The organism is Shewanella sediminis HAW-EB3 (assembly GCF_000018025.1).
GTDB classification, from domain to species: Bacteria; Pseudomonadota; Gammaproteobacteria; order Enterobacterales; family Shewanellaceae; genus Shewanella; species Shewanella sediminis.
Genome location: NC_009831.1, coordinates 3,943,481 through 3,967,741 on the forward strand (window position 1 = coordinate 3,943,481; position 24,261 = coordinate 3,967,741).

A 24,261-nucleotide genomic window follows, 5' to 3' on the forward strand; every position below is an offset into this window, starting at 1 on the left:
CAAAGTCAGCACCTAGCCTGCAGCCGCAGACTCACCCCATAATATCGGTAATAGCCGATGATGTTGCTGCCAATAAACAACAGCTCCATGACCACGGCGGTCGGCGAACCAGCCAGATAGTTATGAATCAGCCACAGAGAAGTCCCCACAATCATTAGCTGCCGCAGACGTTGGTCGCTTTGACAAAATGCAGCCGTGGTTTGAAATACCGTTCCGCTAAAACTCAACAAGCTGATTAAGCCGGTAAACGTCATCAAGGTGATCATTAAGGCGCTGGTTAAAAAGAGGAGCATCAACCTCTTAGAGGTAGTGAATATACTGGAAAAATAACGAATACTTGCCAGCAACATTAAGCCTGCTGCGGTCCACTGTTCCAGTAAAACAAAATGAGCACTAATCAAGATGCCTGAGACACATAAGCAACAGACGATTTTTTGCCTCTGCTTAAATTGAAATGATACCAGATCGAATACGATGGCAATGGCTATCAACACTTGAGACCAGATAAATGCCGACACTGTTTCCCCCTGCGAAAATTATGATAAAAATTATGCAGGGATTATGGGGAGAAACCGCAAAGGAGGAATTAACTTAAGTTAAGTTGTTCTCTTTATTTTTCGCACTTAATTCTCGCTTTTAATCGAGACAGGCTGACAGGGTTGATGCCTATATAGCTGGCAATTTGAATGTTGTTAAGCTTACTCACCCAATGCGGCCAATACTGCTGCAGGTGCCGATACCTTTGTTCCGGGGTATTGAGTAATAAGAGGGCCTCTTTCTGCTCTTTAAATATCAGTTGTTGCTGCAATAGTGCGACTTTAGCGGGTAAGAAATGAGGTAATGCCAGTAAGCTCAAGGGGACTTTTATCACTTCAGCATCACAGATAGTTTCGATTTGATATTGAGCCGCCACTCCCTGCAACCAACTTGAATAGAGGAAACATAGCTCTCCCTCAAAATAAAACTCCTTACATCGTTCAAGGCCACTCTCCCCGTAATGACATGCTCTAAGCGTGCCAGACACAATAAAATAACCATAGTCCTGCTCCGCCCCCTGAACGAGTAACACCTCAGCTGTGCCCAATGAGATCGACCTGAATTGAGACAGTTGTGATTTAACCACCTCACTTGGAATGCCAAAACCGGAGAAAAAATTAACAACCTCTGTGAATCTACTCACCATCAAAACAACCAGCCTCTTCGAGTCTTATCGGCCAAGACTAGCACATAAACCATTGAGAAAATGTTTAGTTAATTCAGGTCTAATAGATTTTCTAGATTCACCGAATCGATACATACCACTTCATGCAATCGCACATATCGATCAATAATATTTACAGGCAGAAAGAGCACAACGTTATACATTTAAGAGACCCCCCAATGGATCTAACAAAAAGCTGTTTAGTAATATCGATGAGTCTGGCATTTACCGTACAGGCTGAAACATTAACCCGTGACAATGGTGCACCGGTAGGTGATAACCAAAACTCAATCACGGCCGGTAGTAACGGCAGCGTACTTCTTCAAGACGTTCAACTTATTCAGAAACTACAACGCTTCGCCCGTGAACGTATTCCTGAGCGTGTAGTGCATGCCAGAGGTACTGGAGTGCATGGAGAGTTTATCTCGAGTGGAGATTTCGGTGAACTCACTCAAGCGGCACCATTTGCTAAAAAAAATAAGGTGACACCTGTATTTGTTCGTTTCTCAACGGTGGTCCACTCCAAAGGCTCTCCTGAAACTCTTCGTGATCCCCGTGGGTTCGCCACCCGTTTTTACTCCGAGCAGGGTAACTGGGATCTGGTTGGTAACAATCTACCGGTATTCTTCATCCGCGATGCAATAAAGTTTCCGGACATGGTGCACTCACTAAAACCATCGCCGGTAACCAATAAGCAAGACCCTAACCGCTTCTTCGACTTTTTCAGCCACGAAGCGACGGCAACCAATATGCTGACTTGGGTTTATACCAATTTAGGTACGCCTTCCAGTTACCGTAAGATGGACGGCTGGGGTGTACACGCTTACAAGTTTATTAATGATGAAAACCGGGTTAAATACGTTAAGTTCCATTGGGTGAGTCAACAGGGTGTCGAAGGACTAAGACCCAATGAAGTCACAAAAATACAGGGGCAGAACTTTAATCACCTGACCGATGATCTTTATAGCCAAATAGATCAAGGTAACTTCCCTAAATGGGACCTTAAGGTCAAAGTAATAAGCCCTGAAGATCTGAACAAGTTTGACTATAACCCACTCGATGCAACCAAGATGTGGCTGGATGTGCCTGAAACTAAGGTGGGCACCATGACACTCAATCGTGTTCCCGACAACTTCTTCCAGGAGACTGAACAGGCGGCATTTGCCCCATCAAATCTGATCCCGGGCATAGAGCCATCTGAAGATAGATTATTGCAGGGACGTATCTTCTCATATGCCGATACTCAACTGTATCGCCTGGGGGCCAACCTATCTCAGCTGCCGATCAACCAAGCTAAGGCCAATGTAGCTAATCATAACCAAGAGGGAGCGGCTAATTTCGGTAATACACGCTCTGATGTTAACTATCAACCTAGTGTCAACTTAGATCTGGCTGAAGATGCGCGCTATCGTTCGGTAAACACACCTCTGTCCGGTACGGTTCAGCAGGCGGCTATCCCTAAGCAAGATAACTTCACTCAGGCAGGCATCTTGTACCGTAGCTTAAGCAAACAAGACAGGAGCGACCTTATTACTAACCTATCGGGCGATCTGGGGAAAGTAAGAGATAGCAATGTGAAGCACCAGATGCTGAGCTACTTCTATCAAGCCGATAAGGATTTTGGTGAACGACTCACTAAGGCCGTGAACGGTGATCTGAGCGAAGTGAAAAAAAGAATAAAAAGTTAAACTGTAAACTTGGGCAAGTGTTAACCGAGTAAGCCCCGCAAGACGTAAATTAGCTCTTTCTGCCCACAAAGAGTGTGTCTTGCGGGCAACCCGACTTTGAAACTAATACCATATTTATCAAATATTAAGATTATGATGACAAGCTCACTATCGATAAAATCCATTTTGCTACTACTCTCAGTTAATCTGGCGGTAAGTACTTTTATATCGCTTCTGTATATCTCGCTTCCTATGGCAAGCACACTCGATCTTGTAGAAGAAATTTCAATCTCCTCCCACCCGGGTAACACTTTGGCTCTTGATACAAATGTCACAGAAGTTAAGCAAACCACCGCAACAAGGGATATCTTAAAGGCTGATAGCAAGCAAAATCCTGCCCAGGTTACTCCCCCTCAACACGGTGAACAAACAAGGGAACTCATGAACTACTTTTTTGCGGCAGCCAGAACCGGAGATATCGAACTGTTAACCCACTTCATCGATGCCGGGTTTCCCATCGATCAGCGAAATGCACAAAGCTATACCGCACTGATGGTTGCAGCCTACAACGGACAGGAGAGAGCGACACTCAGCTTGTTAGCACGAGGATCCAACGCCTGCCTTCAAGATAAACGCGGTAACACAGCCATCATGGGCGCGCTCATCAAGGGGGAATGGTCAATAATGAAACACCTCTACAGTCAGACTTGTGATGCCTATTTAACGAACAAATCGGGTATGACATTAAATGAATTTGCCTTGTATTGGGGGCAGAGCGAGCGCTTACAACAGATGGAAAGCTCACTACAAAGATAACGCTTAAGTTAGGGTTCAAGCTCAGGCTTGGGTTTGAAATTGTGCTCGGACTTGAGATCAGAAGGCTACTCAAGATAATGTTGCAACAGGGCCTCTCCCTGAGTTTCTCGGATACCCTTCAGGGTAAGCCAAAACTCTAATGAGAACTCAGAATGAGCCCTATACCATTGATGAGAAACAGGCATAAACCAATGCACACGCATAAAAGGAGTTGTTAGCGACACTAGCTTATCGGTCAGTTGCAGATCATCAATAACCCGGCGGCCAATGCTCTCCTCAACCACATAACCATCCAGACGATCCAACGCCAATAGCGCGAAGCCATCGGTAAGGGAGAGGTTTTGCTCATGTAACACCCCAAGTTCACTCAATTTTTGGTATGCAATATAACCCAGTGGTGCCGCAATACCGTGGCGGACACCAGAAAAATCACTGCCATCCCAATTGAGTCCAGAGCCTGACTTAGTATAGATGAGGTAATCGACAAACCAGATAGCCATCTCATTATCTACCGCTTCCCCCATCTTTGGAAATACGCCCCATGAGTCACGTTCAGAAGACCAGATAGCGGCAATGATCCCATCGACCTTGCCTTGACCCAGCCGCTGAATGCAACGCTTCCAAGGCATAAAGGAGAAGCTTAACTCTATACCATGCTGCTCTGCCGCAAGGATTAACAGATCCGCTAAGACTCCATGCTCACCGAGTACTATCACACCATCCTCAGGTACCCCCTGAATAAAAGGCATATTATCTTGCATCTCAAAACAGACTCTAAATGGCCTGTCAGGTGACGCTGAAGCGACGGGAGCCCCAATAGCTGCCCCCATAGACAACACTAACCCTACAAGGCAGAGGCTACGGCCCAATAAACGAATGGCAACTCTATGCCAGGATTTAATACTCAGTGCCAAAATGCAATTACTCAAGATGCTCTCCATCGGCCGAATTTTCCGATACACCTAAAGATCTTTTAGTCGATGAAATCGCCTTTGTCCATCGAAGCAATAAAGATAGCCTCAGTGTCACCTCACCAACGAAAACTCCACTATTGAGCAACTGCCGGGGAGAACTCCTCGGTGATAAGAGGTAACTCTCTTGCCTGCTCCCTCAAGTAATCCATTCCAGAGAGGAAACCTGTAATAATGAGTCTCAAAACGGCTTAAACGACTCAAAAATCAATATAGCCAGACCGACCAAGATATTCCAAATGGTCATATCAAACACTGGACATGGAACCGAGTTATCACGACAATTCGCCCATCATTTAACTCCTGTGTTTTTATCAGTTGAAACATGGCGACTCAGCCAATGTCACTTCTCTGTTATCTACTTCATTTACTTTAAAATTGTTGTCTTAATGAATAAAAAACAAGCGCTATCTGCCGTCTTAATCCTTATTGTCACCCTCGTCTTAGGTGGCACACTGCTTGAGGACTCATCTCTTTTTTTACGCTTACTGTTCGGTTTAAGTCTTGGGTTCGCCTTAGCCAAGGGCTCGATTGGTTTTGCCGGAAGTGTTAATCGTGCCTACAGGCGCGGCTCGACTCAACTCTTACAAACCTTAATGCTGATGTTCGTGGTGACCGCTGTTATCAATGCCGGGTTATTGCTCAATTCTGATATCAATCATTACGATCTCTGGGTTAATCCAATCAATTTAGGCTTACTCCTGGGGGGCGTGATGTTTGGTGCAGGCATGAGTCTGTCGAGCTGCTGCGCGACAGGCGTCATGGTCGAGTTGGTGAGTGATGTTCCCCGTGCGTTAACGACATTGCTCTTTTTTGGCGCCGGTGTTTTCATAGGCTTTCCACTCCAGGCGACCCAGAGCTGGATCACCACGACGGCATTTTCTTCAGCCAGCTTCACCGGTAAGGGCGTCTACCTCCCGGATCTATTTAGCTGGGGCCCATTAAACGGCTACTTTATGGCTGTATTAATGACGATGATACTCGCCGGCATAGTGGTGTTTTGCGCCAAGAAGTATGAAAACTACCGTCGCGCCAATGGATCATTCTTAGGTGTCGATGGAGAGATCGCACGTCAAAAAATGACAGCAAGAGGTACTGAGCAAGGCTTCACCCTATTGAGTATCGACAGCTATCGACAGTGGTTGGGTAACCTATGGGAGATGAAGACCACGGCGCTCGTTATCGCCTTAATCTTTGGTGTGATGATGATGTCCACAGGCGCTGGATGGGGCGCGTCGACGCCATTCGGGATCTGGTTCGCTAAAGGCTTAATGGCCTTTGGGGTCAGTGTAGATGACATTGCCAACTTTACCCATCGCCCAACGGCTATGTTTACCACCCCATTCTTCAGCCATGGGATTTCAGTGCAAAATTTTGCCATCATGTTAGGCGCCTTGGTGGCCGTGCTCTTCATGGGAAAATTTGCCTTCTCATTTAAGCTTAATCATTCACCGAAACAGTTCGCACTTTTCGCCTTAGGCGGCCTCCTGATGGGATTGGGTACTCGCTTCGCCAATGGCTGTAATGTTGGCGCCCTATTTACCCCTATCGCTAACTTGTCGCTATCTGGCTGGATTTACCTGATCTTTTTGCTTGTCGGCGGCGTGATCGGCAACCGATTTCATCAAGCGGTTGTAAAGTAGCCAGAGTAAAGCAGTGGAACAACCTAAGACAGAGTAGAGTAATGGAATACTTCACTCTCTCTTATGCCATTGGATATTCCCCTTAGCCCCCATCAACACTCCCGCTTACAAAATTTCTAAACTCTGAAAGAGCAGATATCTATCACTCTTAGTCGCGCATATGTTATAAATAAGTTAAATTCAATCGTCATCAAGGATAGAGGGGGAGCTAGATTTGATTATTGCTGAAACGGACAGGCTGGTTTTACGGCAATTCAACGACCAGGATACTCATGCCATATACCTGCTTAACAGCATTCCCGAGATATTGACCTATATTCCAGGCGAACCTATGTCATCGGTATCTCAAGCCGAGCAGATACTCAATGAGGTCATACTTCCAAGCTATGAAGAGTTAGGTTATTGCCGCTGGGCTGTCGAGCATAAAGCCGATAAAAAAGTGATTGGTTTTTGTGGACCAAAGTTTGTCACCGAATTTAACGAAGTCGAATTAGGATATCGCTACCTTCCGGAATATTGGGGCAAAGGAATAGGCTTCGAAGCCGGAAGTAAGGCACTGGAAGCCTTCCCGCAATTTGGTATCAATGAAGCCATAGCCTTAATCCTGTTAGGTAATAGAGGCTCCGAAGCATTAGCCAGAAAAGTGGGCATGATTGAACGTGGAAGAGATAGCTATATGGGGCATAAGGTCACGGTATTTCATAAGCAGTTATCGACTAAAACAGATTAAGAGTGAGCCCACAGCAGCATTCCCGAATAAACAACACGTTAAAATAAAAAACCGGGAGCCGTTTGGCTCCCGGTTTACACTTTCCTTTTCGAATCTTGCCTACACTTTAAATTGAGTCAGCTGCTTTGAAAGCGTCTCGCTTATTCGATTTAACGACTCACAAGTCTCTACCGTATTTGACACTTGGATTGATGTCAGGTTAGACAACTCGCTTATCTGAATTACCCTCTGATTCAACTCGTCGGTGACCCCGGTTTGCTCGGTCGCTGCATGAGCAATTTGAGTATTCATCTCTGTCACGGTGTGCATGGAGCCGGTTATCGCATCCAGCGCCTCACTCGCAGATTGCGCACCTTGCAGGGTATCAGAACTCACCGTTTTGCTCGACTCCATTGCTGTCACAGCTTGCTTGGTCAAAGTTTGAATTTCATCAATAATCTCCCGAATATCCTTGGTACTACTTTCCGCTTTTGCGGCAAGGGCTCTAACTTCATCGGCCACGACTGCAAACCCTCTCCCCTGCTCACCGGCCCTGGCAGCCTCGATAGCAGCGTTGAGTGCCAGCAAGTTTGTCTGCTCCGATACCGACTGAATAACATTAACCACAGAATAGATAGATGAAGACTTTTGATCCAATGAATCGATGACATCGACTGCACTTTGTACTTCATCGGCAAGGCTGGCAACCGAACTCAACGCACTGTTAACGACCAGCTTACCCGAATCTGCATGCCCATTGACTTCGACCGCTGCCGTTTCGGCGCCAATTGCATTCTGGGCCACTTCCTGAGAGGTCACACTCATCTCATTAATCGCGGTGGCGATCTGTTCAACTTCCTGCTGCTGTTTGTGCATCGCCTCATTGCCATCCGTCATCGCTTGCAGGGTTTGATTCGAGGCCTGACGTAACTCCTCCATTGAGTGGGTGACGTCGGTAAGCAGAACCTGAATTTTTTCAACGAAACGATTGAAGGCGCCGGCAATTAACGCCATCTCATCATCCCCCTCCGCCTCCAGGCGTTGAGTCAGGTCGCCATCACCATCGGCAATATCCTGCATAAGGTGCACAGTCTTATTGATAGGATGAATCACGGCCCGCACGATAAGGAACGCGGCGGCCATAGACAACAAAGCCAAAATCACTAACGCAGACACAAACAGTTTTTGCTGCCATTGCACTTCGCCGGAAGCTTCAGTCGCCAGATCTTTAATTTCGGCGCTGGTATCCAGAGTTGACTGACTCACCTCAACCTGCTGACGCAAGAAGACGTCAAGCTCGGAGACCTTAGCAGCCTGCTGTGAAATTTGAACGCTGAAGTTGTCCATATTTTTAGACGAATCGACAATATTAATTAATGCCTCACGCCTGAGTCGCTCACTGATGTCGCCTATCTCATCGCTAACCTCTTCCAGAATAGACAGCGCATCTTCGTCGGTCACATCTTCCGATAGCTCTTCGATCGTATCCATCAGCTCAGTCAGCGTCACGTTGATATCATCGACTTTCTTACTGATAAGTTTTGTTCTTTGATTTGCACGCTTGATGCCATCGACAATCGACATCATGTCGGCATTGACGACGCCAAGTTGCTCGCTTCCGCTGGCCGAGCCTTGCGTTGCCTTCTCGGCACTCTTTGCACTACTCGATGACGCATCTACAACCTGCTCAAAACGTTGAGTCAGGCCATTAAAAGAGACCATAGCACCAAGACTAATCCCGATAAGCAAAACACAAAGTAGAGCGCCACTTGCATATAACTTCGTTTTTATTAGCATAAAGTTATCCCCGCTAAGTTAAGTTCTACTATTTTGCCGCCTCTTTCTCATATAGCTTTACTGCGGCATTCATCTGCTTGAGTAGTGGGAGGTTAGACTGAGCAACGGCGTCGACTTGGGCCGGAGATATTGCTGTCGTTTTATAATCGGCTCCCTGCTCGACTAATGGCTTAAACTTCACCCATAGGCCATCAACCACATCCAGTTGTTCGCGAATGTGCTGAGGTTTTGTACCGGGCAAACCTAACACCTCATCACCACCTTTTAACCCTTTGAGCGTACGGTCGAACAGGGAGTAGGTTTCCAGCAAGTTCAATTTATTCTGCTCAATGTCATGACTCAGGGCTATGAGGAAAAACTCTTTACTCATTTTCTGAGTCAGCATTCTCTGCTTACCCGAAAGGTTAAGTGTCGCTGCGAGCCCCGGCGCCGCTTTTAGCCCACTCTTCTTCGCCTCTTTTTCATATAAACCTACCGCTTTATTCATCTGCTTCAACAAGGGCAAATTCTGACTGGCAATCAGTGCCAGCTGCTCATCTGACACCGATTTTGAGGTGATGATAGATTGAATCACGGGGTAGAAATCGGCCCAAATGCCAGCAACCTTATCGAGTTGGCGGACGATACGTTTACTCTCGGTAGCTGGCAGACCCAGAGAGGCATCTCCCTCTTTCAAACCTTTAAGTGTCTTATCAAATAAAAATGAGGTAGCAGATAAATTAGAGAGGTTTTTTTCGGCGTCGACACTAAGTCCTATCAGAGTGACCTCTTTAGACATCTTCTGAGATAACATACGTTGCTTACCGGAGAGGTTTAAGATCACACCATATTCGGCCGAGGTGGGTTCAGCGTAAGCTGAAAAGGTAAAGCCCAACATCAAGCCACATAAAACGCACGAACTGATAAACAGGTTATAGAGTTTCATTTTCGAGATCCTTTCAATTAAAGCCAAATGTTTAGCTAAATAAAACTATAGTCCAATAACAAGGCAATAGCTCTCGCTATCCTTACAAAGTTAAGCTGATTTACCAATAACTTAAGATATAAACCCCTCTATCAAATCGTTAAGTTTTCTTTACATATTTTTGAGACCATTTAGCAAAATAGATGGTCAAACTCTATGAACAAATAAAGAGCACAAACTCTTCGTTAGAATTATGTTCTGAAACAGAGTTAAAGACTATTAGACCCTTGGCTATTTGCCCAATAAACGATTTCCCCATTCAGTAAATTCTCACTCCGTCTACCCAGGTTTGATTGACCTTTGTCTGCCATAGACTCTCAGGTTCAATGTTAAAGATATCGCTATCGATTAAGATGAAGTCGGCCTTCATACCGGGTTTGAGTTGACCAATTTGTTTTTCTTGATGGGCTGAGAACGCGGCATCACGGGTAAAACTATTCAATGCTTCACTAAGCGTCATCTTCTCCTGACTATACCAGCCGCCCTCGGGCAAATTTTGCTGGTCTTGCCTTGTCGCGGAGGCGTGCAGACCAAAGAAAGGGTTAGCCGACTCTATCGGAAAATCGGAACCGGCCGCAATTATCGCACCGGAGTCGAGCAACTTTCGCCAGGCATAAGCCCCCTTAATACGCTCACTACCGAGTCTCTCTTCAGCCATATTCTTATCACTGGTGGCATGGGTCGCTTGCATAGAGGCGATGACATTAAGCTTTGCAAATCGAGGGATATCATCGAGTCTTAATACCTGAGCATGCTCGATCCTGTGTCTTAAATCCCGGGTACCGGTCTGTTTAATCAGAGCTTCATAATTATCCAGCACAAGTTTATTGGCATTATCACCGATGGCATGAGTGTTAACCTGAAAACCCGCCTCCATTGCCATCTTCATGGTATTTGTCAGCTTGCCATCTGAGTACAGAAGTAGACCTTTGTGACCGGGGAGATCGCTGTAATCTTCGATGAGTGCAGCCCCGCGGCTACCTAAGGCGCCATCGGAGGATATTTTCACGCTGCTGATGACCAGCTTGTCTCTGGGATCCTGATAAGGCCCCTTCTCCATCAAGCTCTCAAACTGCTCATCTGCTGCCGAGACCATGGCATAGACGCGTATCGGCATCTGTTCTGACTGGGCTAACGACCGGTAAACCTCGAGGGTCATGCTTCCCACGCCGGCATCATGAACACTGGTGAGTCCAAGCTTTGCCAGTGCATTCATCGAGGTTAGCAGCACACTCTTTTGTTCAGAGCGTGTCAGAGAGGGAATATTCTCGGTGACAAGCTCCATGGCATTATCGATAAACACCCCGGTAGGTTCTCCGTTAGCATCACGGACGATCTCTCCACCTTTTGGAGACTGAGTTTGAGTGCCAATATTGGCCAACTTCATGGCAGCGCTGTTCGCCCAGCCCGCATGACCATCGATACGCCTGAGCCAAACCGGCGTATCGGGAAAGTGTTTGTCCAGGGTCGCTGCCGTTGGAAATGACTTTTCAGGCCAGAGTACCTGGTTCCAACCTCGTCCCTGGATCCAGTTAAGCTCAGGGTTTTCGACGCGAAATAACTGTACCCGCTCCACCGCATCTTGCTCAGATTTAGCCCCCCTGAGTTGTACCCGCATCAGACTGAGGCCGTAGCCCAATACATGTCCGTGGGCATCTATCAGTCCCGGCAGCATGGTTTGTCCCTGACCATCGATATGTTTAATATCCGCATCATCGGGTAACGGCTCATCTTGGCCAAAAAGCCTATCGATCTTGTCCCCTTTAAACGTGATAGCCTTAAACTGAGTCAGCTTGCCATCATTGACACTGTAACCTTTGATATTAGTGATTAAACTCGTTTCGGCGAACGAGCTAAAGCTGAGAATGATGCTACTGGCGAGAAGTGATTTTATTATTTTTTTCATCTTATTATGATCTGCTCCAGTTGATATCTGTTTGATACTATCACGGGGTAATAATTGCGCAAATCATCAAAAAAAATGCCAGTCACTCGCGGTGACTGGCATTGCCCTGGACTAATACCTCAAGGGACTGACTTCAGAGGATTTGCCTCAGGAAGTTGCAGGAAAACTAAAACTAATACTTATGAATTTGTCCTATCTTCGAGGCACGCGCGTCATAGTCATCCGCATGACAGCCTGAACAACTATCATAAGCACGAAGCCAAGGTTTCATATACTCGCCGTCTGCAGAGAAGTGTCTTGGGTCGTCCTTTGCCCCCTCGAGATCGATCTTGAGCAGGTGAGATTCACTAGGCATGTGGCAATCGGTACACTTGGCGATGAACTCGTGAGCGGCTGAAGCGATTTCGCTACCAGGGACGTCGGCAAACTCCTTGTCATGACAGTCAGTACACTCTCTTACCATCGCGTCTTCATGACCAGGTTGATCCTGATAGTTTTCCGACCGGTGAGGGTTATGACAGGTTGAACAGGTGAAGTCCTTCTTCTTACCCATAGCCACGCCTGTATCCGGATCGGCACCAATCAAGGTTGTCGCAGCATGTCTGCCACCACGGCCATCTCTGCGCCCTTCAGGGCCAAAGCCGGAGGTCCGCTTCAAGCGTGCATTCAGAGTGCCTGCGCCAAACTTCTGTTCAAAGGGAGACTCGTAGGATGGGTAGCGTCTGACGGCATCATCGGTAGTATGGCACTCTTGACAGGTAGCCGGCTTACCATATCCCATATCATCTGCAGTGTAATCGCCAGGAACACGTGCATCAGCTAGTTTAACAATATTATGTTTTGACGGGCCCTTAACGTGTTCACTACCGGCACCGTGGCAACTTTCACACTGAACACCGGTCATAGCGAACGTACCGCCCATACCCGGCATATCATCTTGTCTGTTCAGGTTGCGGTTATCACCGGCTCCTTCGGTGTAATCTTGCCAACCTGTGGTATGACATCTACCACAGTAATCATAGCCATGTGAATCAGGTGCATCATTCGGGTTCCAGGGCCACGTCATGTGAGCATTCGCTTCAGTCCCCTCTGGAACAGGGAATGTACCAACCGCATTCCCTGTCATGATGTAGCCATTCTGGTCGATGAACATGGTACTGCTTTTGTAACCACCGATAACGTAACTGATATCTGCCCAGCTTGAAGGGTTACCCAGCGTGTTATTTACATCAAAAAATTCCAGGATTCCATTAGGAATAGAGGAAAACGGGTAGAGTGGTTTCTCTCCATTAACCTTAGTCAGCTTGAAGTTATGACCAGTCTCATAATAGGTTTTTTTATCCGTATGACAGGCGATACAAGTATCTGTACCGACATAGGCCAGGGCCACTTCATCTGATAGCACCACGACAGTGACAGTCGACTCTGCCTCGCCGCCATTACCATCTGAGATGGTGTAATTGAGTACTGTGGCACCGACTTTATCTGACACGAACAAGATTTTATTATCTTGAATCAATGCTGTTCCTGCGCCTGATGTCACGGTCACGGTTTCGATAGTCAATGGATCACCATCGGGATCGGTATCGTTGGCCAAAGCGTCTATCAGGATACTGGTACCTATAGTGGTTTCAGCACTGCTTGGATTAGCAATCGGTGGATTATTTTCTTCCGGTGGTGGAAGCGGATCGTCGTTATCGCTACCACAAGCCACCAGCATAGAGATCATACCAGCCAGTATTAACTTCTTATATGGTGTGTGTTTATCTTTTATATTCATCATGACATGCCCTTAATATATTTATTACTCAATATATTGGATGTTATTTTTATTCTAGAACCGTTAGTACTCTCTTTCAAAAAACATGTATCGTTTTTTGATTAGAGCTAATTATTGTGTGAGATATACACCCTCGAAAAACAGTTAGTTAACTCCAAGGTATATCTCTATGATTAAAATATGTATTAAGGATGAAAAATTTTATCCCTCTGTTCGCAGACAAAACTTAAACCACCAAGGCATTAGAAAATGCAGTCACTGACGATATTGAAACAGCAGTCAGGTTTCGGTGCTTAGTTTGTTTGCGAGAAGCATATTTGACACTTCTCACCCCATACTTTAATACCCTAAAAGTAGTAGAAAGATTCGTTTTCTGGCATGGACTTATCGGCTTTAAAATGGTGCTTTTCGAACCTTGAAGTCATTTTGTGAACTCAGATAGATATCGGGGCCAACAGAGTGAAGAGGCCCCATCTGATTAGAGTCGGTTGAAGTTAGGCAACGGCTCACACAGGCCAGTCACGCCCTCATAAGAGGTCGCCTCGCTAACGGAACCATAACTGAGTTATTTCGCCTTGGAATATTCTTTGAACTGAGAGGGAGTGAGTAGAGTGTGTCTCTTAAAAAACTTAACGAAGTAAGTCACATCATCGAAGCCGAGCTCATAGGCGACCTCCTGTACCTGAGAGTTATCTATGATGAGTCTTCTCTTAATCTCCAATATTGTGTGAGCATCGATCAGCTGTTTAGCGGTTTGATCACAAGCCAGCTTGCAGAGTTGGTTCAAGGACTTATAGGAAATATGAAGTATCTCCGCATAGGCCGACGCTTCTCTTGTATGGGTGAACTTCTCCTCAATTGATAACAGGAATTGATTGAAGCGCATCGTCTGCGTCTCACTCAGGTGCTCCGTATTACTTTTCCGCTCTCGAGCTAAGGCCACCAGCAGAGAAGAAAACAGCAACTGTATCAGTAGGGGGTCGCTGTTAGCCGGTGTTTGCGCCCTATCTATCTCCAATAACAAGGCATCACAAGTCTGTGTCAAAGTCTGACTCAAGTTGAGCACAGGCAGGTATGAACTCACCAGATGAGTCGGCGTAAAGAGGGGAAGACGGATATTGGTCAGGATTGAGTCGAAAAATGCTTCAGTCACATTGATCATCTTTCCCTGAGGACGGCTGTCTAAATCAAACGCATGCACTTGATTTTTATTGACGAATATAAAGCTTCCCTTCTGAAAGGTATGATACTGAAAGTCAATGAAGTGCCCACCTTCACCTTCAGTTATATAGATAAAGCAAAAGTAGTTAATTCGATGAGGTTTTGAAGGATCGAATTTACACTGAGACAACTTCTTATAAAAAATATCGAGATCTAAAACTTCGACTCCTGATTTTTGAATGTTAGGCGCTCGAAATTCAACATTAGGTACATTTTTGATGCTTTTCATTAAACTATTTACTCATCTTCACTCTTAAAAAAACTGAAACGATTCTTTCCCTGTTTTTTGGCCACATACATGGCTGTATCAGCCTTTTGCATCAATTTTTTAGCCTTAGTCGCATCATCTGGAAAAACGGCAATTCCGATACTGGCTGACACCTTTATGGAACAATTTTCAATCAGAGGTTCTTGTGCGACCAATTTGATAATTTTACCGGCTACAGACTCAGCATCCTCACGTTTTTGAATATGATTCAATATCACCAGAAACTCATCGCCACCGAGGCGAGCAACGGTATCCTCTTTTCTTACTGCATTCTTCATCAAGGTCGCCACTCTTTTCAAAAGCTCATCCCCGGCATGATGCCCCAGAGTATCGTTCACCTCTTTAAAGTTATCTAAATCGAGGAACAGCAGGGCACCTTTCTTGCCGTCTCTTTGGGCGGCTGAGAGTGTTTGATTCAGGCGGTATTCGGCCAAGAAGCGATTAGGTAACTGAGTTAAGGTATCAAACGTTGCCTGCTGAATTAGCTTCTCCTCGCTCTCTTTCTTCTCGGTAATATCTTCTATCGACCCTAAGTAATGAGATATCAGACCATCCTCATTCGTAATTGGCGTGATCAACACTCTATGCCACAGCAGCTGTTCATGACTCGTCTTATTCAAAAACTCTCCCCGCCAGGAATGTCCCTGAGAGACCTGTTGGCAGAGCTGTTTAATCTTATCTTCACTGGTATGTTCTGACTGTAATATTAGCGGCGTTTGCCCCACAGCCTCCTCCCTGGAATAGCCGGACAGCTCTGTAAACATTGGGTTGACGTACTCTATAATTCCCGTCGAATCGGTGATGAGCATGCCAACAGGGCTTTTCTCAACGGCAACGGTCAGCTTTTTCAAATCATTCATCACAAGGTGCAGATCTTGTGTTCTCTCCTCGACCCGCTCCTCCAATGATTCATTTTGCTTTTGGATAAAGCAGTGCTGCTCCTCTATGGTTACCAGCATGGTATTGAAATTTCTGGCCAATACGGCAAACTCGTCACTGCTCTGGATTTCGGCCCTTATCCCCTGTTTTCCACTGGCAACCTCGATAGAGGCTTTCGTTAGATTGATCACCGGAGATAGAAGGCGTCTGGTGATGACTGTACCTAATACAATTATGATCACTAAAGACAAGAGCGTCAGGTACATATATTGAGAAAACAGTGCAGACTCGATACTTTCAAGCTCTTTACGAGGCTTCAACAGTAAAATAGAACCCGGCATCCCCCCACTCATTTGAACAAGATTTTTAGCGGTTACAAAATACTTCTGTTTTGAAAACGTGATCTCAATGATTGCATCAGTTTTCTTTAATAGCTGCAGATATTCCAAATAAGGCAGAGGAATATCGATAAGCGGTTCACCATCGATTTTTATTGTCGAGGCCATTACCGCCCTGTCTCGAACGATGGCCATCTCAATGTCATCATCACCCAATTGAATATTCGACAGGTAATTATCATCGATAATCTTCCCAACAATGACAAAGCCTATACTCTCGGTCGTCGAGCCCTTTTTAAATACCGGGCTGGCAGCATAAAATGCAAACTTGTCGCTATCTCCGACAATCGCACTCTTAGTCGTTAATGCTCTTCTCACCTGCCGGATAAGTTCAACGCCTAAAAACGAGTTCCCGAGATATTCACATTGATGGGAGCAATAGATCACCTTTCCCTTGTTGTCGAGAAGATTAACAAATGTGCTCTCGAAGAAAACAACCTCATGCTCCTTAAAGAAATGTTCTGTATTCGCTGCAGACAGTTCGGAACGGCTTAAAATATCTCTAAGCTCATTTTCATCCGCTAAATGCTTGGACCAGGTCTCGGACGCGGTGACATACTGTTTCATTGCAAACTCATGAGCATCTAAAATGCCTTGAAACTCTGAATTCATCAGGTGTGAATAATTACTCTGAACCATTTTCAAATTGAAAAACAGGCCAACCGCAAGTACAAACAGAATAGCCACAAGGAAACTCCCCGTGAGCTTGTAACCTATCTTCTTCATGAAGGGAAAGTATTTAGTTAACTTACTCTTTGTTGGTAACCTATTCATTTCCGGTATATTCCGGATAATGTTCATCGAAGGCCTGCTTAGCCCACTCTAATGTTTTATCCTCGTGACACCCCCCATTCTGACAGGAGTTAGGCATATTCAGTGCCTCAGTAGCAGCAGGTGGTACAATTTTAAAAGCATGACTACGAATAGGAAATGCTCCGCCGGATTTAATAATGTAGGGCATATGACAATCGGCACAGATCGCCGCACTCGGTGGACAGGGGCTATGCGCCCTGCCTGTATCGGCAGCCTTATTTGAAAAACTATCGAGATGACAGGAGCCACAACGCTCGGCACTCACATGTAATGATTTAAATTCACGGTCTAATCCATGGGGATCGTGGCAAACCACACAAGTTATTCCCTCCTGAGCCGTTTCGAGTGTTGGTTTACTGCCCTCTTCTGCAAACCGATAATCTGCCGAGTGGCACTCGAGACACTCATCGGTGAGTTCACCTCTGTCTGGTGTCATTTTCTCTTTCAAGTTTCGAAGAGACTTGCTATGCGCCGATACCGAAAAGTCCGCAAATTCCTGATGCCTGTTTTTTGATAAGCCCGTAGCCCACCAATTTTTGCCTTTACTGTCGTTTTGCTTCGTTGATTGCTGATAATCGGCTGGCAGCGCTTCTCCGGGTTTATAGTTCAACGGAAAATTAAAGCTGGTTTGCATGTGCTCGTTCCCTCGACTCTGCTGACCTCGGCTATGACACTGTCCGCAGACGGAGTTTTTAATCGACACGATTATCTCTTTATCCTCAGGGGGGAGATCATTAGCATGACAAAGGCTACACAGGGTATCGGGGGCGAGTCGCTGTTGCAGCTTTACGTGTTTACTCGCCTGCCCATGACAGGCTTCACAACCTATCCCATACTCAGAAAATTCATAGGTTTCGGAATTAAACCCTGTGGTATGGCAACCATTACAATTGGTCGACATAGGAGTATCTCTCCAACTATCAACTTTATATGGGATCCATTGTTGAGTCGTTATCAGCCATTTGGCAGGGAATAGATAATATTCGCCATCGATCATTCTGGCATAGACCTGCTCCCACTTATTGCCTATGACAAATTCAACCTCCTCTTTTTTAAAGGTGACAACAGGGGTATCGATGTCAAAATCACCTTGTATCTCATCCAGATTATTAATGGGATGAAACATGACGGGATGCAATGTTTGATTTTTCCAGGAGTCATATCTGACACTGTGGCACTGCTGACACTCCTGTGAGGTGACATAATGTGCCTTATCGTTTACGTCATAATGAAAATAAACGGACCCGCTCAGCAGACAGAACACTACCGCTAAGAAAAGGTAAACAGTGATTAATACTCTTCTTTTACTCTTCATCAAGACCCTTAATCCTGCCGAGTTGCTCACTAGCTTTTAGCTAATTGTTATTTTTTGTTACATTTAATATAGCGATTATAAAGAGTAAGGCAATATTGCTGTTTATATTAGTGAAGCTCTTTTGATCTACTCCCCGTTTTGACCACCAAATCAACTAATAATCCAGCTATTTCAGAAGGGCATTTTGCAACTACTTAGCAATACATTTAAGTTCCTCAGAATATCACTCTTTAGCGTCTCCTCCAGAGCATAACCCATATATGATTTAGTCACGCAGCTTCGTTCGATAACTGAGAAATAGGTTTGCAGCGGATTGGCTAGCGATGCATAGATGGGGGATGAAAATTGGTCAAACTGATCAGCGGTGATATCGAATATATAACCGTCAACCTCGAGCCAATAGTGATGCTCATTTTTATATCGATTCGAACCATGGATAAGCTCAATCATTGAGTCAGGAAAACGTGCATTGAGTAAGTAGCCAAGGAAGATGGAAGCTCCGCGGCAGGAGTTCTTCGGAAAACCAGAGAAGAAAGGCAGATCGATCTTAGCTCTATCGTTCTGAAAAACCGCTCTTACTCGCTTGCTGAAGATCACAAGGTCTCTATTCATCGCAGATCCATTAGTCTAGTCGCTAATTACAGCCTAGCTCACCCTCTCCAATTTGGCTTTCCGATGAAGCCTACTTACAGGGCGCTTACATACGCTTACCTGAGGCGGACAACCGCTTACATTCCAGACCTGCTGCCGATGATATGCTTCCTGCGCTTAGGGATGAGCACCAACATTACGCCGCAACTCATCTCTATCCTAGGGCTTTAAATCATGTCATCTTTGCTAAACCGTTTCTCAAAATGCCAATTGAGCACGAATCAACTTATCCTATTGGTTGCACTCTACTTTACTCTGGTATTTAACTTTCCTTTCCTGAAAGAGGTGACCACCACGGTACTGGCCTTAGATGACTTTAATCTGCTATTTCTCGCCACGGTCCCGGTTCTGGCATTCAACCTATGTACGATTCTGTTTTCACTTTTTTCAGCAAGACCCATGCTAAAGCCCGTCCTGATCGGTTTGACTCTTATCTCCTCTTTAGTTTTCTATGCCAAGGTGAGTTATGGCGTCGTATTCGATTACGGTATGATCCAAAATTCGGCTGAAACCCATACGGCAGAGGCATTGTCTTACCTGAACTGGCATGTTGCGGCATTCTTTCTGTTTACCGGTGTGTTACCGGCGGCCTTTATCCTGCTGGTAAAAATTAAGCATTACCCGAGGCTAAAGTCTTTGGTATCGAGAATAAAGTTAGTCGCGACCTCTATACTGTCAATACTCATCATCGCCGCTCTTTTTTACCCTAACTACGCCTCTGTTGGGCGTAATAACAGACAGCTACAAAAATCTTCCGTCCCCTTTCAATATCTGGTCGACAGTTTTAAATACACAAGAGACCAATATTTTACCGAGCCAAGAAGCTTTAAGACTCTGGACAGCCATCCCAGTCTGAACAACACCGATGTTAAACATAAAAAAGTAATTGTCATGGTGCTGGGTGAAACGGCCAGAGCCCAAAATTTCTCATACAACGGCTATGGTAAGCCGACAAACCAGGCCACCGAAAAATACAAGCTGATATCGTTTGAGCATATGTTTTCATGCGGAACGGCAACGGCGGTGTCCGTTCCCTGCATGTTCTCGGCTCTGACCAGAAGCAGTTTCGATAATCTTGATGCTGAGTATGAGCAAAATTTAGTGGATCTCGTATCGCTGGCCGGAGTCGATGTACTTTGGGTAGACAACAATGGCTGTAAGGGTGTGTGTGAACGCGTGCCCACCATCAATATCGATGTGAAATCCAATAACCCTCTGTGTGATGGTGAATACTGCTTAGATGAAGTGCTACTCGAACCGCTTCAAGAGAAACTTGCAAACTTAAGCGCTCCTACCACCCTAGTTGTGCTCCATATGATAGGTTCTCATGGGCCAACCTATTTCAGACGTTACCCCAGTGAAACTCGCCCCTTCAAGGACGACTGTCAAAGAAGTGATATACAAAATTGTTCTCCTGAGTCTCTGCTCAATACCTACGACAATACTATTGCCTATACCGATCTGGTGTTATCTAAGGTCATCGCAAGCCTCAATGCCCTGCCACAGGATGTACAGCCCTCTATGCTATATGTCTCCGATCATGGTGAATCGCTCGGTGAATCCGGCGCCTACCTACACGGTTTTCCCTATGCGTTCGCCCCAGAAGAGCAGAAGCACATCCCCTTATTGGCCTGGTTTCCCGAGCAACGAAGCCCGTATATTGATACCGCTTGTCTTCAAGACCAAGCAAAGAGAGATACCTTCAGTCACGACAATATCTTCCATAGCATGTTGGGGATGTTGAATGTTCACTCGACGCAATACGATAAAGAGTTAGATATGTTCGCAAAGTGTATGCAGACCCCATCTCAAGAGGGGATGAGGCTCACTCAACTGCAGAATTGAAACTAAGCTCGCACAATTACGGTCTCTTTTCATTGTACGGCTATACTAAATGCTTGGTTATCGCGCTGGATAAACTCTACGAAAACTATAGGTAATACAGAACGGCCTGGACTATAACTGGAGCACGGAAAATGAGTTAATCTCTTCAGTTGTCAGATACCGCCACTGTCCGAGCCCAATATCCAGTTTGATATCGCCAACTTGCTGTCGATGCAGGCCGTTAACCCGATTCCCCACGGCGGCAAACATGCGCTTTACCTGATGGTATCTGCCTTCCGTGATGGTTAATAGCACCTCTGTTGGGCTCACCACCTCAAGCTTTGCCGGTAGAGTCAGTGACGCTTCCCCCTGAAGCTGAACCCCGCAGGCAAATTTCCCGGCAACATCATCATTAATAGGATCGCGCAAACTAACCCGATAAACTTTTTCACAATGATACTTAGGGTTAATAATATTAAACGACCAACGCCCATCATCGGTGACCAAGACTAAACCTGTGGTATCGGCATCTAAACGTCCGGCAATATGAAGGTCACACACCTTATCGACATCGAGGCAGTTCATCACAGAGGGATAATCGCCATCGACATTTGAGCTGAGAGTATCGAGGGGCTTGTGCATCATGATATATCGTGAGGCTCGTGGGGTGAGCACTTGCCCATCCAAGGTGATCCGGTTATTTTCATGCACCTGAGTCGACGCCGATGTGACAGTTTGCCCATTGACGAGCACCTCACCAGCAACAATTAATGCCGTCGCCTCAATGCGAGTCAGTTCAGTACTCTTACACAAAAATTTATCAAGCCGCATATCTGTCCAAAAACGAAATTATTTAGCCCATATCAGGCCAATAAAAAAGGACTCACTATGTAAGCCCCTTATTGAGTTGAATTGAGTTGAATTGAGTTTGGTTAACTTAAGCCAATCAACAATTCCTACGCTGATTTGCTGTCTGCTTGCTCATTGATACTTAAGGCCATTGCCTCAGCCACTTTAATACCATCGATGGCAGATGACATAATGCCGCCCGCGTATCCGGCACCCTCACCAGATGGGTAGAAACCCTTGGTATTGATACTCTGGAAATCATCGCTACGCTTGATGCAGATAGGTGAAGAGGTACGGGTCTCAACGCCGGTCAAGGTTGCATCTTCCATGGCGAATCCACGGATCTTTTTATTAAAGGCAGGAATAGCTTCACGAATCGCATCGACGCAGTATTGCGGTAACAGGCCCGTCATATCCGTCAGCTTAATACCCGGCTTATAAGAGGGTTCTACACCACCAATTGCAGCAGACGAAGTCCCGGTTAAGAAGTCTCCGACTAACTGAGCCGGCGCATCATAATTCTCACCACCAAGCACATAAGCCGCTTTCTCAAGTTGACGTTGTAACTCGATGCCCGCCAATGGATGTTCCGGGTAATCGTCTGGATCGATACCGACCACAATGGCGCTGTTGGCGTTGCGTTCATTACGTGAATACTGACTCATACCATTAGTGACTACCGCATGCTCCTCAGAGGTTGCCGCGACTACAGTGCCACCTGGGCACATACAGAAGCTATACACTGAGCGGCCTGACTTACAATGGTGAACGAGCTTGTAATCTGCCGCACCTAAAATAGGGTGACCGGCAAATTTACCAAACAGAGCTTCATCGATAACAGATTGTTTATGCTCGATCCTGAACCCAACCGAGAACGGCTTAGCTTCGATGTAAATACCGCTGTCGTAGATCATCTTGAAAGTATCACGGGCACTGTGACCTATGGCCAAAGCGATATGCTTCGACTTGATTTGAGTACCGTCCGCTAAAGTAAGGCCGAGTACCTGTCCATCTTCGATATGAAAATCGTCTACCCGAGCGCTGAAACGAATTTCGCCACCTAACTCGATAATCTTAGCGCGCATCTTCTCGACCATGCTCACCAACTTAAAGGTACCAATATGTGGCTTACTGACAAATAAGATCTCTTCGGGAGCGCCTGCGGCAACAAACTCATTGAGTACCTTACGTCCATAATGTTTCTTATCTTTAATCTGGGTCCAGAGCTTACCGTCAGAGAAGGTCCCCGCGCCGCCTTCACCAAATTGCACATTCGATTCTGTGTTTAACTTCTTGGTGCGCCAAAACCCAAAGGTATCTTTAGTGCGCTCACGCACCTCTTTACCACGCTCAAGGATAATCGGCTTGTAACCCATCTGCGCCAACACTAAACCGGCAAAAATACCACATGGACCGAAGCCAACCACCACTGGGCGCTCACCAAGATCTTCTGGCGCCTGAGCGACAAACTTATAGCTCATATCAGGCGTTGGTTTAATCGACTGATTATCAGCAAACTGCTCAAGCAGGGCTTCATCTTTCGATGTGGTGACATCGAGTGTATAAAGCAGGAAGATACGGTTTTTAGCTCGGGCATCGATGCCACGACGAAACACCACAGTTTCAACCAGCTCATCGGCCGCAATGTTAAGCATGGTTAAGATAGCTTGAGTCAGCTCTTCTGGAGAGTGATCGAGGTCGAGTTTAATATTAGAGAGGCGTATCATGGTTTTTCCAGATTTATGTTACTTGGTTATATACCCAAACCACTTCAATATGCAGAATTCCGAAGTGGCTTGGGTATAGTCAAAAATAAACGTCAAAGTGGTGCGGTATACTGAGCAGACGATTTTCATATGTTTATCACGTCAATTTGTCATACTTGATGATATCGAAAAACATTGAAATTCGTGTTTGGATCCGTATGATCCCGGCACTGCGAGTTAGACTTTCTAGCGGAAGTTTAACAGAAATCAAATCAAAGTTGCGAAGAATAATATGGCTTTCGTTGTCACAGATAACTGCATAAGATGTAAATACACCGACTGCGTAGCAGTTTGTCCCGTCGATGCATTCCATGAAGGGCCTAATTTTTTAGCCATCAATCCAGAAGTGTGTATCGATTGCGACCTTTGTGTCCCCGAATGCGCGGCTCAAGCTATCTTTCAAGAAGATGACCTACCCGAAGGGATGGAGCAATATCTCGAACTCAATGCCGAACTTGCTCAAATTTGGCCCGTGATCACTGAGGTAAAAGAGGCTCCGGCTGATGCAGAAGAATGGGATGGCGTTAAAAATAAAAGAGAGCACTTAATCATTTAGTCTGCTCCAGCCACATTAATACCAATCGGTATAAAGGTGTGGTCACTCAGCGAGAGTTTAGCGCTTGTGAGGCAAGGCAACGAGTGAGGAACATAGTTATTCTACGTTTAAGCTCGTTAACGCCGTATCAGAAGTGCTAAAACTCGCCTTTCAGGAGTGTTTTTGGCAGCCTACTTCTGTGTTGAATGAGTTCAAAAGGGATCACCATTCCCTCACTCTTTCGCCTTGAATTATGCAGCCAAAAATAACTCTGAGTTGACCACTTTC

At 45.7% G+C, this 24,261-nt stretch carries 19 protein-coding genes; 6 read left to right on the forward strand and 13 right to left on the reverse strand.

Annotated elements, in window-relative coordinates; translation table 11 throughout:
- Window positions 1-5: 5 nt before the first annotated feature.
- Complete coding sequence (locus SSED_RS17000) at window positions 6-518, reverse strand: YgjV family protein (protein WP_012143583.1); 513 nt, start codon at window positions 516-518, stop codon at window positions 6-8.
- Window positions 519-610: 92 nt separating this feature from the next.
- The gene (locus SSED_RS17005) at window positions 611-1,183 is read right to left on the reverse strand and encodes a Crp/Fnr family transcriptional regulator (protein WP_012143584.1); all 573 of its coding nucleotides are present in this window, start codon (window positions 1,181-1,183) and stop codon (window positions 611-613) included.
- Window positions 1,184-1,380: 197 nt separating this feature from the next.
- On the opposite strand from SSED_RS17005, the gene katE1 reads away from it, so the two are divergent.
- Together katE1 and SSED_RS17020 are read left to right on the forward strand one after the other, a co-directional pair.
- Complete coding sequence (gene katE1, locus SSED_RS17010) at window positions 1,381-2,889, forward strand: catalase KatE1 (protein ID WP_041421758.1); 1,509 nt, start codon at window positions 1,381-1,383, stop codon at window positions 2,887-2,889.
- Between the two features lie 132 nt (window positions 2,890-3,021).
- On the forward strand, window positions 3,022-3,684 hold the full coding sequence (locus SSED_RS17020; protein WP_223295921.1) for an ankyrin repeat domain-containing protein: 663 nt from the start codon (window positions 3,022-3,024) through the stop codon (window positions 3,682-3,684).
- Between the two features lie 65 nt (window positions 3,685-3,749).
- On the opposite strand, the gene SSED_RS17025 is transcribed toward SSED_RS17020, so the two are convergent.
- Window positions 3,750-4,613 carry a substrate-binding periplasmic protein gene (locus tag SSED_RS17025; RefSeq protein WP_150104354.1) on the reverse strand — a complete coding sequence of 288 codons (864 nt, stop codon included), beginning with the start codon at window positions 4,611-4,613 and terminating at the stop codon, window positions 3,750-3,752.
- A gap of 431 nt (window positions 4,614-5,044) precedes the next feature.
- Here SSED_RS17025 and SSED_RS17030 point away from each other — a divergent pair, with 431 nt between their 5' ends.
- Together SSED_RS17030 and SSED_RS17035 are read left to right on the forward strand one after the other, a co-directional pair.
- Entirely contained in the window at window positions 5,045-6,298 is a 1,254-nt protein-coding gene (locus SSED_RS17030) for a YeeE/YedE family protein (protein WP_041422252.1), read from the forward strand.
- A gap of 214 nt (window positions 6,299-6,512) precedes the next feature.
- The gene (locus SSED_RS17035) at window positions 6,513-7,028 is read left to right on the forward strand and encodes a GNAT family N-acetyltransferase (protein WP_012143589.1); all 516 of its coding nucleotides are present in this window, start codon (window positions 6,513-6,515) and stop codon (window positions 7,026-7,028) included.
- 99 nt (window positions 7,029-7,127) lie between these two features.
- On the opposite strand, the gene SSED_RS17040 is transcribed toward SSED_RS17035, so the two are convergent.
- From SSED_RS17040 to SSED_RS17075, 8 genes are all read right to left on the reverse strand, one after another.
- Complete coding sequence (locus SSED_RS17040) at window positions 7,128-8,804, reverse strand: methyl-accepting chemotaxis protein (RefSeq protein WP_012143590.1); 1,677 nt, start codon at window positions 8,802-8,804, stop codon at window positions 7,128-7,130.
- A 28-nt stretch (window positions 8,805-8,832) separates the two neighbouring features.
- Window positions 8,833-9,729 (reverse strand): type IV pili methyl-accepting chemotaxis transducer N-terminal domain-containing protein, encoded by an 897-nt coding sequence (locus tag SSED_RS17045; protein WP_012143591.1) that lies wholly within the window; start codon window positions 9,727-9,729, stop codon window positions 8,833-8,835.
- A gap of 298 nt (window positions 9,730-10,027) precedes the next feature.
- Window positions 10,028-11,674, reverse strand: coding sequence for an amidohydrolase (locus SSED_RS17050; RefSeq protein WP_012143592.1), 1,647 nt, complete (start codon window positions 11,672-11,674; stop codon window positions 10,028-10,030).
- 172 nt (window positions 11,675-11,846) lie between these two features.
- Complete coding sequence (locus SSED_RS17055) at window positions 11,847-13,457, reverse strand: Ig-like domain-containing protein (RefSeq protein ID WP_012143593.1); 1,611 nt, start codon at window positions 13,455-13,457, stop codon at window positions 11,847-11,849.
- 562 nt (window positions 13,458-14,019) lie between these two features.
- Entirely contained in the window at window positions 14,020-14,904 is an 885-nt protein-coding gene (locus SSED_RS17060; protein WP_012143594.1) for an AraC family transcriptional regulator, read from the reverse strand.
- 8 nt (window positions 14,905-14,912) lie between these two features.
- Window positions 14,913-16,994 carry a diguanylate cyclase domain-containing protein gene (locus tag SSED_RS23730; protein ID WP_190273167.1) on the reverse strand — a complete coding sequence of 694 codons (2,082 nt, stop codon included), beginning with the start codon at window positions 16,992-16,994 and terminating at the stop codon, window positions 14,913-14,915.
- Window positions 16,987-18,348 (reverse strand): multiheme c-type cytochrome, encoded by a 1,362-nt coding sequence (locus SSED_RS17070; RefSeq protein ID WP_012143596.1) that lies wholly within the window; start codon window positions 18,346-18,348, stop codon window positions 16,987-16,989. The genes SSED_RS23730 and SSED_RS17070 overlap by 8 nt, the downstream gene beginning before the upstream one ends.
- 171 nt (window positions 18,349-18,519) lie before the next feature.
- Window positions 18,520-18,960, reverse strand: coding sequence for a hypothetical protein (locus SSED_RS17075; RefSeq protein WP_150104355.1), 441 nt, complete (start codon window positions 18,958-18,960; stop codon window positions 18,520-18,522).
- A 213-nt stretch (window positions 18,961-19,173) separates the two neighbouring features.
- Between SSED_RS17075 and SSED_RS17080 the strand changes: the two genes are divergently transcribed.
- Window positions 19,174-20,844 carry a phosphoethanolamine transferase gene (locus tag SSED_RS17080; RefSeq protein ID WP_012143598.1) on the forward strand — a complete coding sequence of 557 codons (1,671 nt, stop codon included), beginning with the start codon at window positions 19,174-19,176 and terminating at the stop codon, window positions 20,842-20,844.
- A 111-nt stretch (window positions 20,845-20,955) separates the two neighbouring features.
- Here the strand turns inward: SSED_RS17080 and SSED_RS17085 are convergent, their stop codons facing one another.
- Entirely contained in the window at window positions 20,956-21,654 is a 699-nt protein-coding gene (locus tag SSED_RS17085; protein WP_012143599.1) for a pseudouridine synthase, read from the reverse strand.
- 125 nt (window positions 21,655-21,779) lie between these two features.
- The gene (locus SSED_RS17090; protein ID WP_012143600.1) at window positions 21,780-23,399 is read right to left on the reverse strand and encodes an NAD(P)/FAD-dependent oxidoreductase; all 1,620 of its coding nucleotides are present in this window, start codon (window positions 23,397-23,399) and stop codon (window positions 21,780-21,782) included.
- A 271-nt stretch (window positions 23,400-23,670) separates the two neighbouring features.
- Between SSED_RS17090 and fdxA the strand changes: the two genes are divergently transcribed.
- Window positions 23,671-23,994, forward strand: coding sequence for a ferredoxin FdxA (gene fdxA / locus SSED_RS17095; RefSeq protein WP_012143601.1), 324 nt, complete (start codon window positions 23,671-23,673; stop codon window positions 23,992-23,994).
- The last annotated feature ends 267 nt before the right edge of the window (window positions 23,995-24,261 follow it).

Bases quoted from the DNA above. Each gene is read 5' to 3' on its own strand.
- SSED_RS17005 (WP_012143584.1), bottom strand. From the start codon at position 1,183: ATGGTGAGTAGATTCACAGAGGTTGTTAATTTTTTCTCCGGTTTTGGC.
- katE1 (WP_041421758.1), top strand. From the start codon at position 1,381: ATGGATCTAACAAAAAGCTGTTTAGTAATATCGATGAGTCTGGCATTT.
- SSED_RS17020 (WP_223295921.1), top strand. From the start codon at position 3,022: ATGATGACAAGCTCACTATCGATAAAATCCATTTTGCTACTACTCTCA.
- SSED_RS17030 (WP_041422252.1), top strand. From the start codon at position 5,045: ATGAATAAAAAACAAGCGCTATCTGCCGTCTTAATCCTTATTGTCACC.
- SSED_RS17040 (WP_012143590.1), bottom strand. From the start codon at position 8,804: ATGCTAATAAAAACGAAGTTATATGCAAGTGGCGCTCTACTTTGTGTT.
- SSED_RS17045 (WP_012143591.1), bottom strand. From the start codon at position 9,729: ATGAAACTCTATAACCTGTTTATCAGTTCGTGCGTTTTATGTGGCTTG.
- SSED_RS17050 (WP_012143592.1), bottom strand. From the start codon at position 11,674: ATGAAAAAAATAATAAAATCACTTCTCGCCAGTAGCATCATTCTCAGC.
- SSED_RS17055 (WP_012143593.1), bottom strand. From the start codon at position 13,457: ATGATGAATATAAAAGATAAACACACACCATATAAGAAGTTAATACTG.
- SSED_RS17060 (WP_012143594.1), bottom strand. From the start codon at position 14,904: ATGAAAAGCATCAAAAATGTACCTAATGTTGAATTTCGAGCGCCTAAC.
- SSED_RS23730 (WP_190273167.1), bottom strand. From the start codon at position 16,994: ATGAATAGGTTACCAACAAAGAGTAAGTTAACTAAATACTTTCCCTTC.
- SSED_RS17070 (WP_012143596.1), bottom strand. From the start codon at position 18,348: ATGAAGAGTAAAAGAAGAGTATTAATCACTGTTTACCTTTTCTTAGCG.
- SSED_RS17075 (WP_150104355.1), bottom strand. From the start codon at position 18,960: ATGAATAGAGACCTTGTGATCTTCAGCAAGCGAGTAAGAGCGGTTTTT.
- SSED_RS17080 (WP_012143598.1), top strand. From the start codon at position 19,174: ATGTCATCTTTGCTAAACCGTTTCTCAAAATGCCAATTGAGCACGAAT.
- SSED_RS17085 (WP_012143599.1), bottom strand. From the start codon at position 21,654: ATGCGGCTTGATAAATTTTTGTGTAAGAGTACTGAACTGACTCGCATT.
- SSED_RS17090 (WP_012143600.1), bottom strand. From the start codon at position 23,399: ATGATACGCCTCTCTAATATTAAACTCGACCTCGATCACTCTCCAGAA.
- fdxA (WP_012143601.1), top strand. From the start codon at position 23,671: ATGGCTTTCGTTGTCACAGATAACTGCATAAGATGTAAATACACCGAC.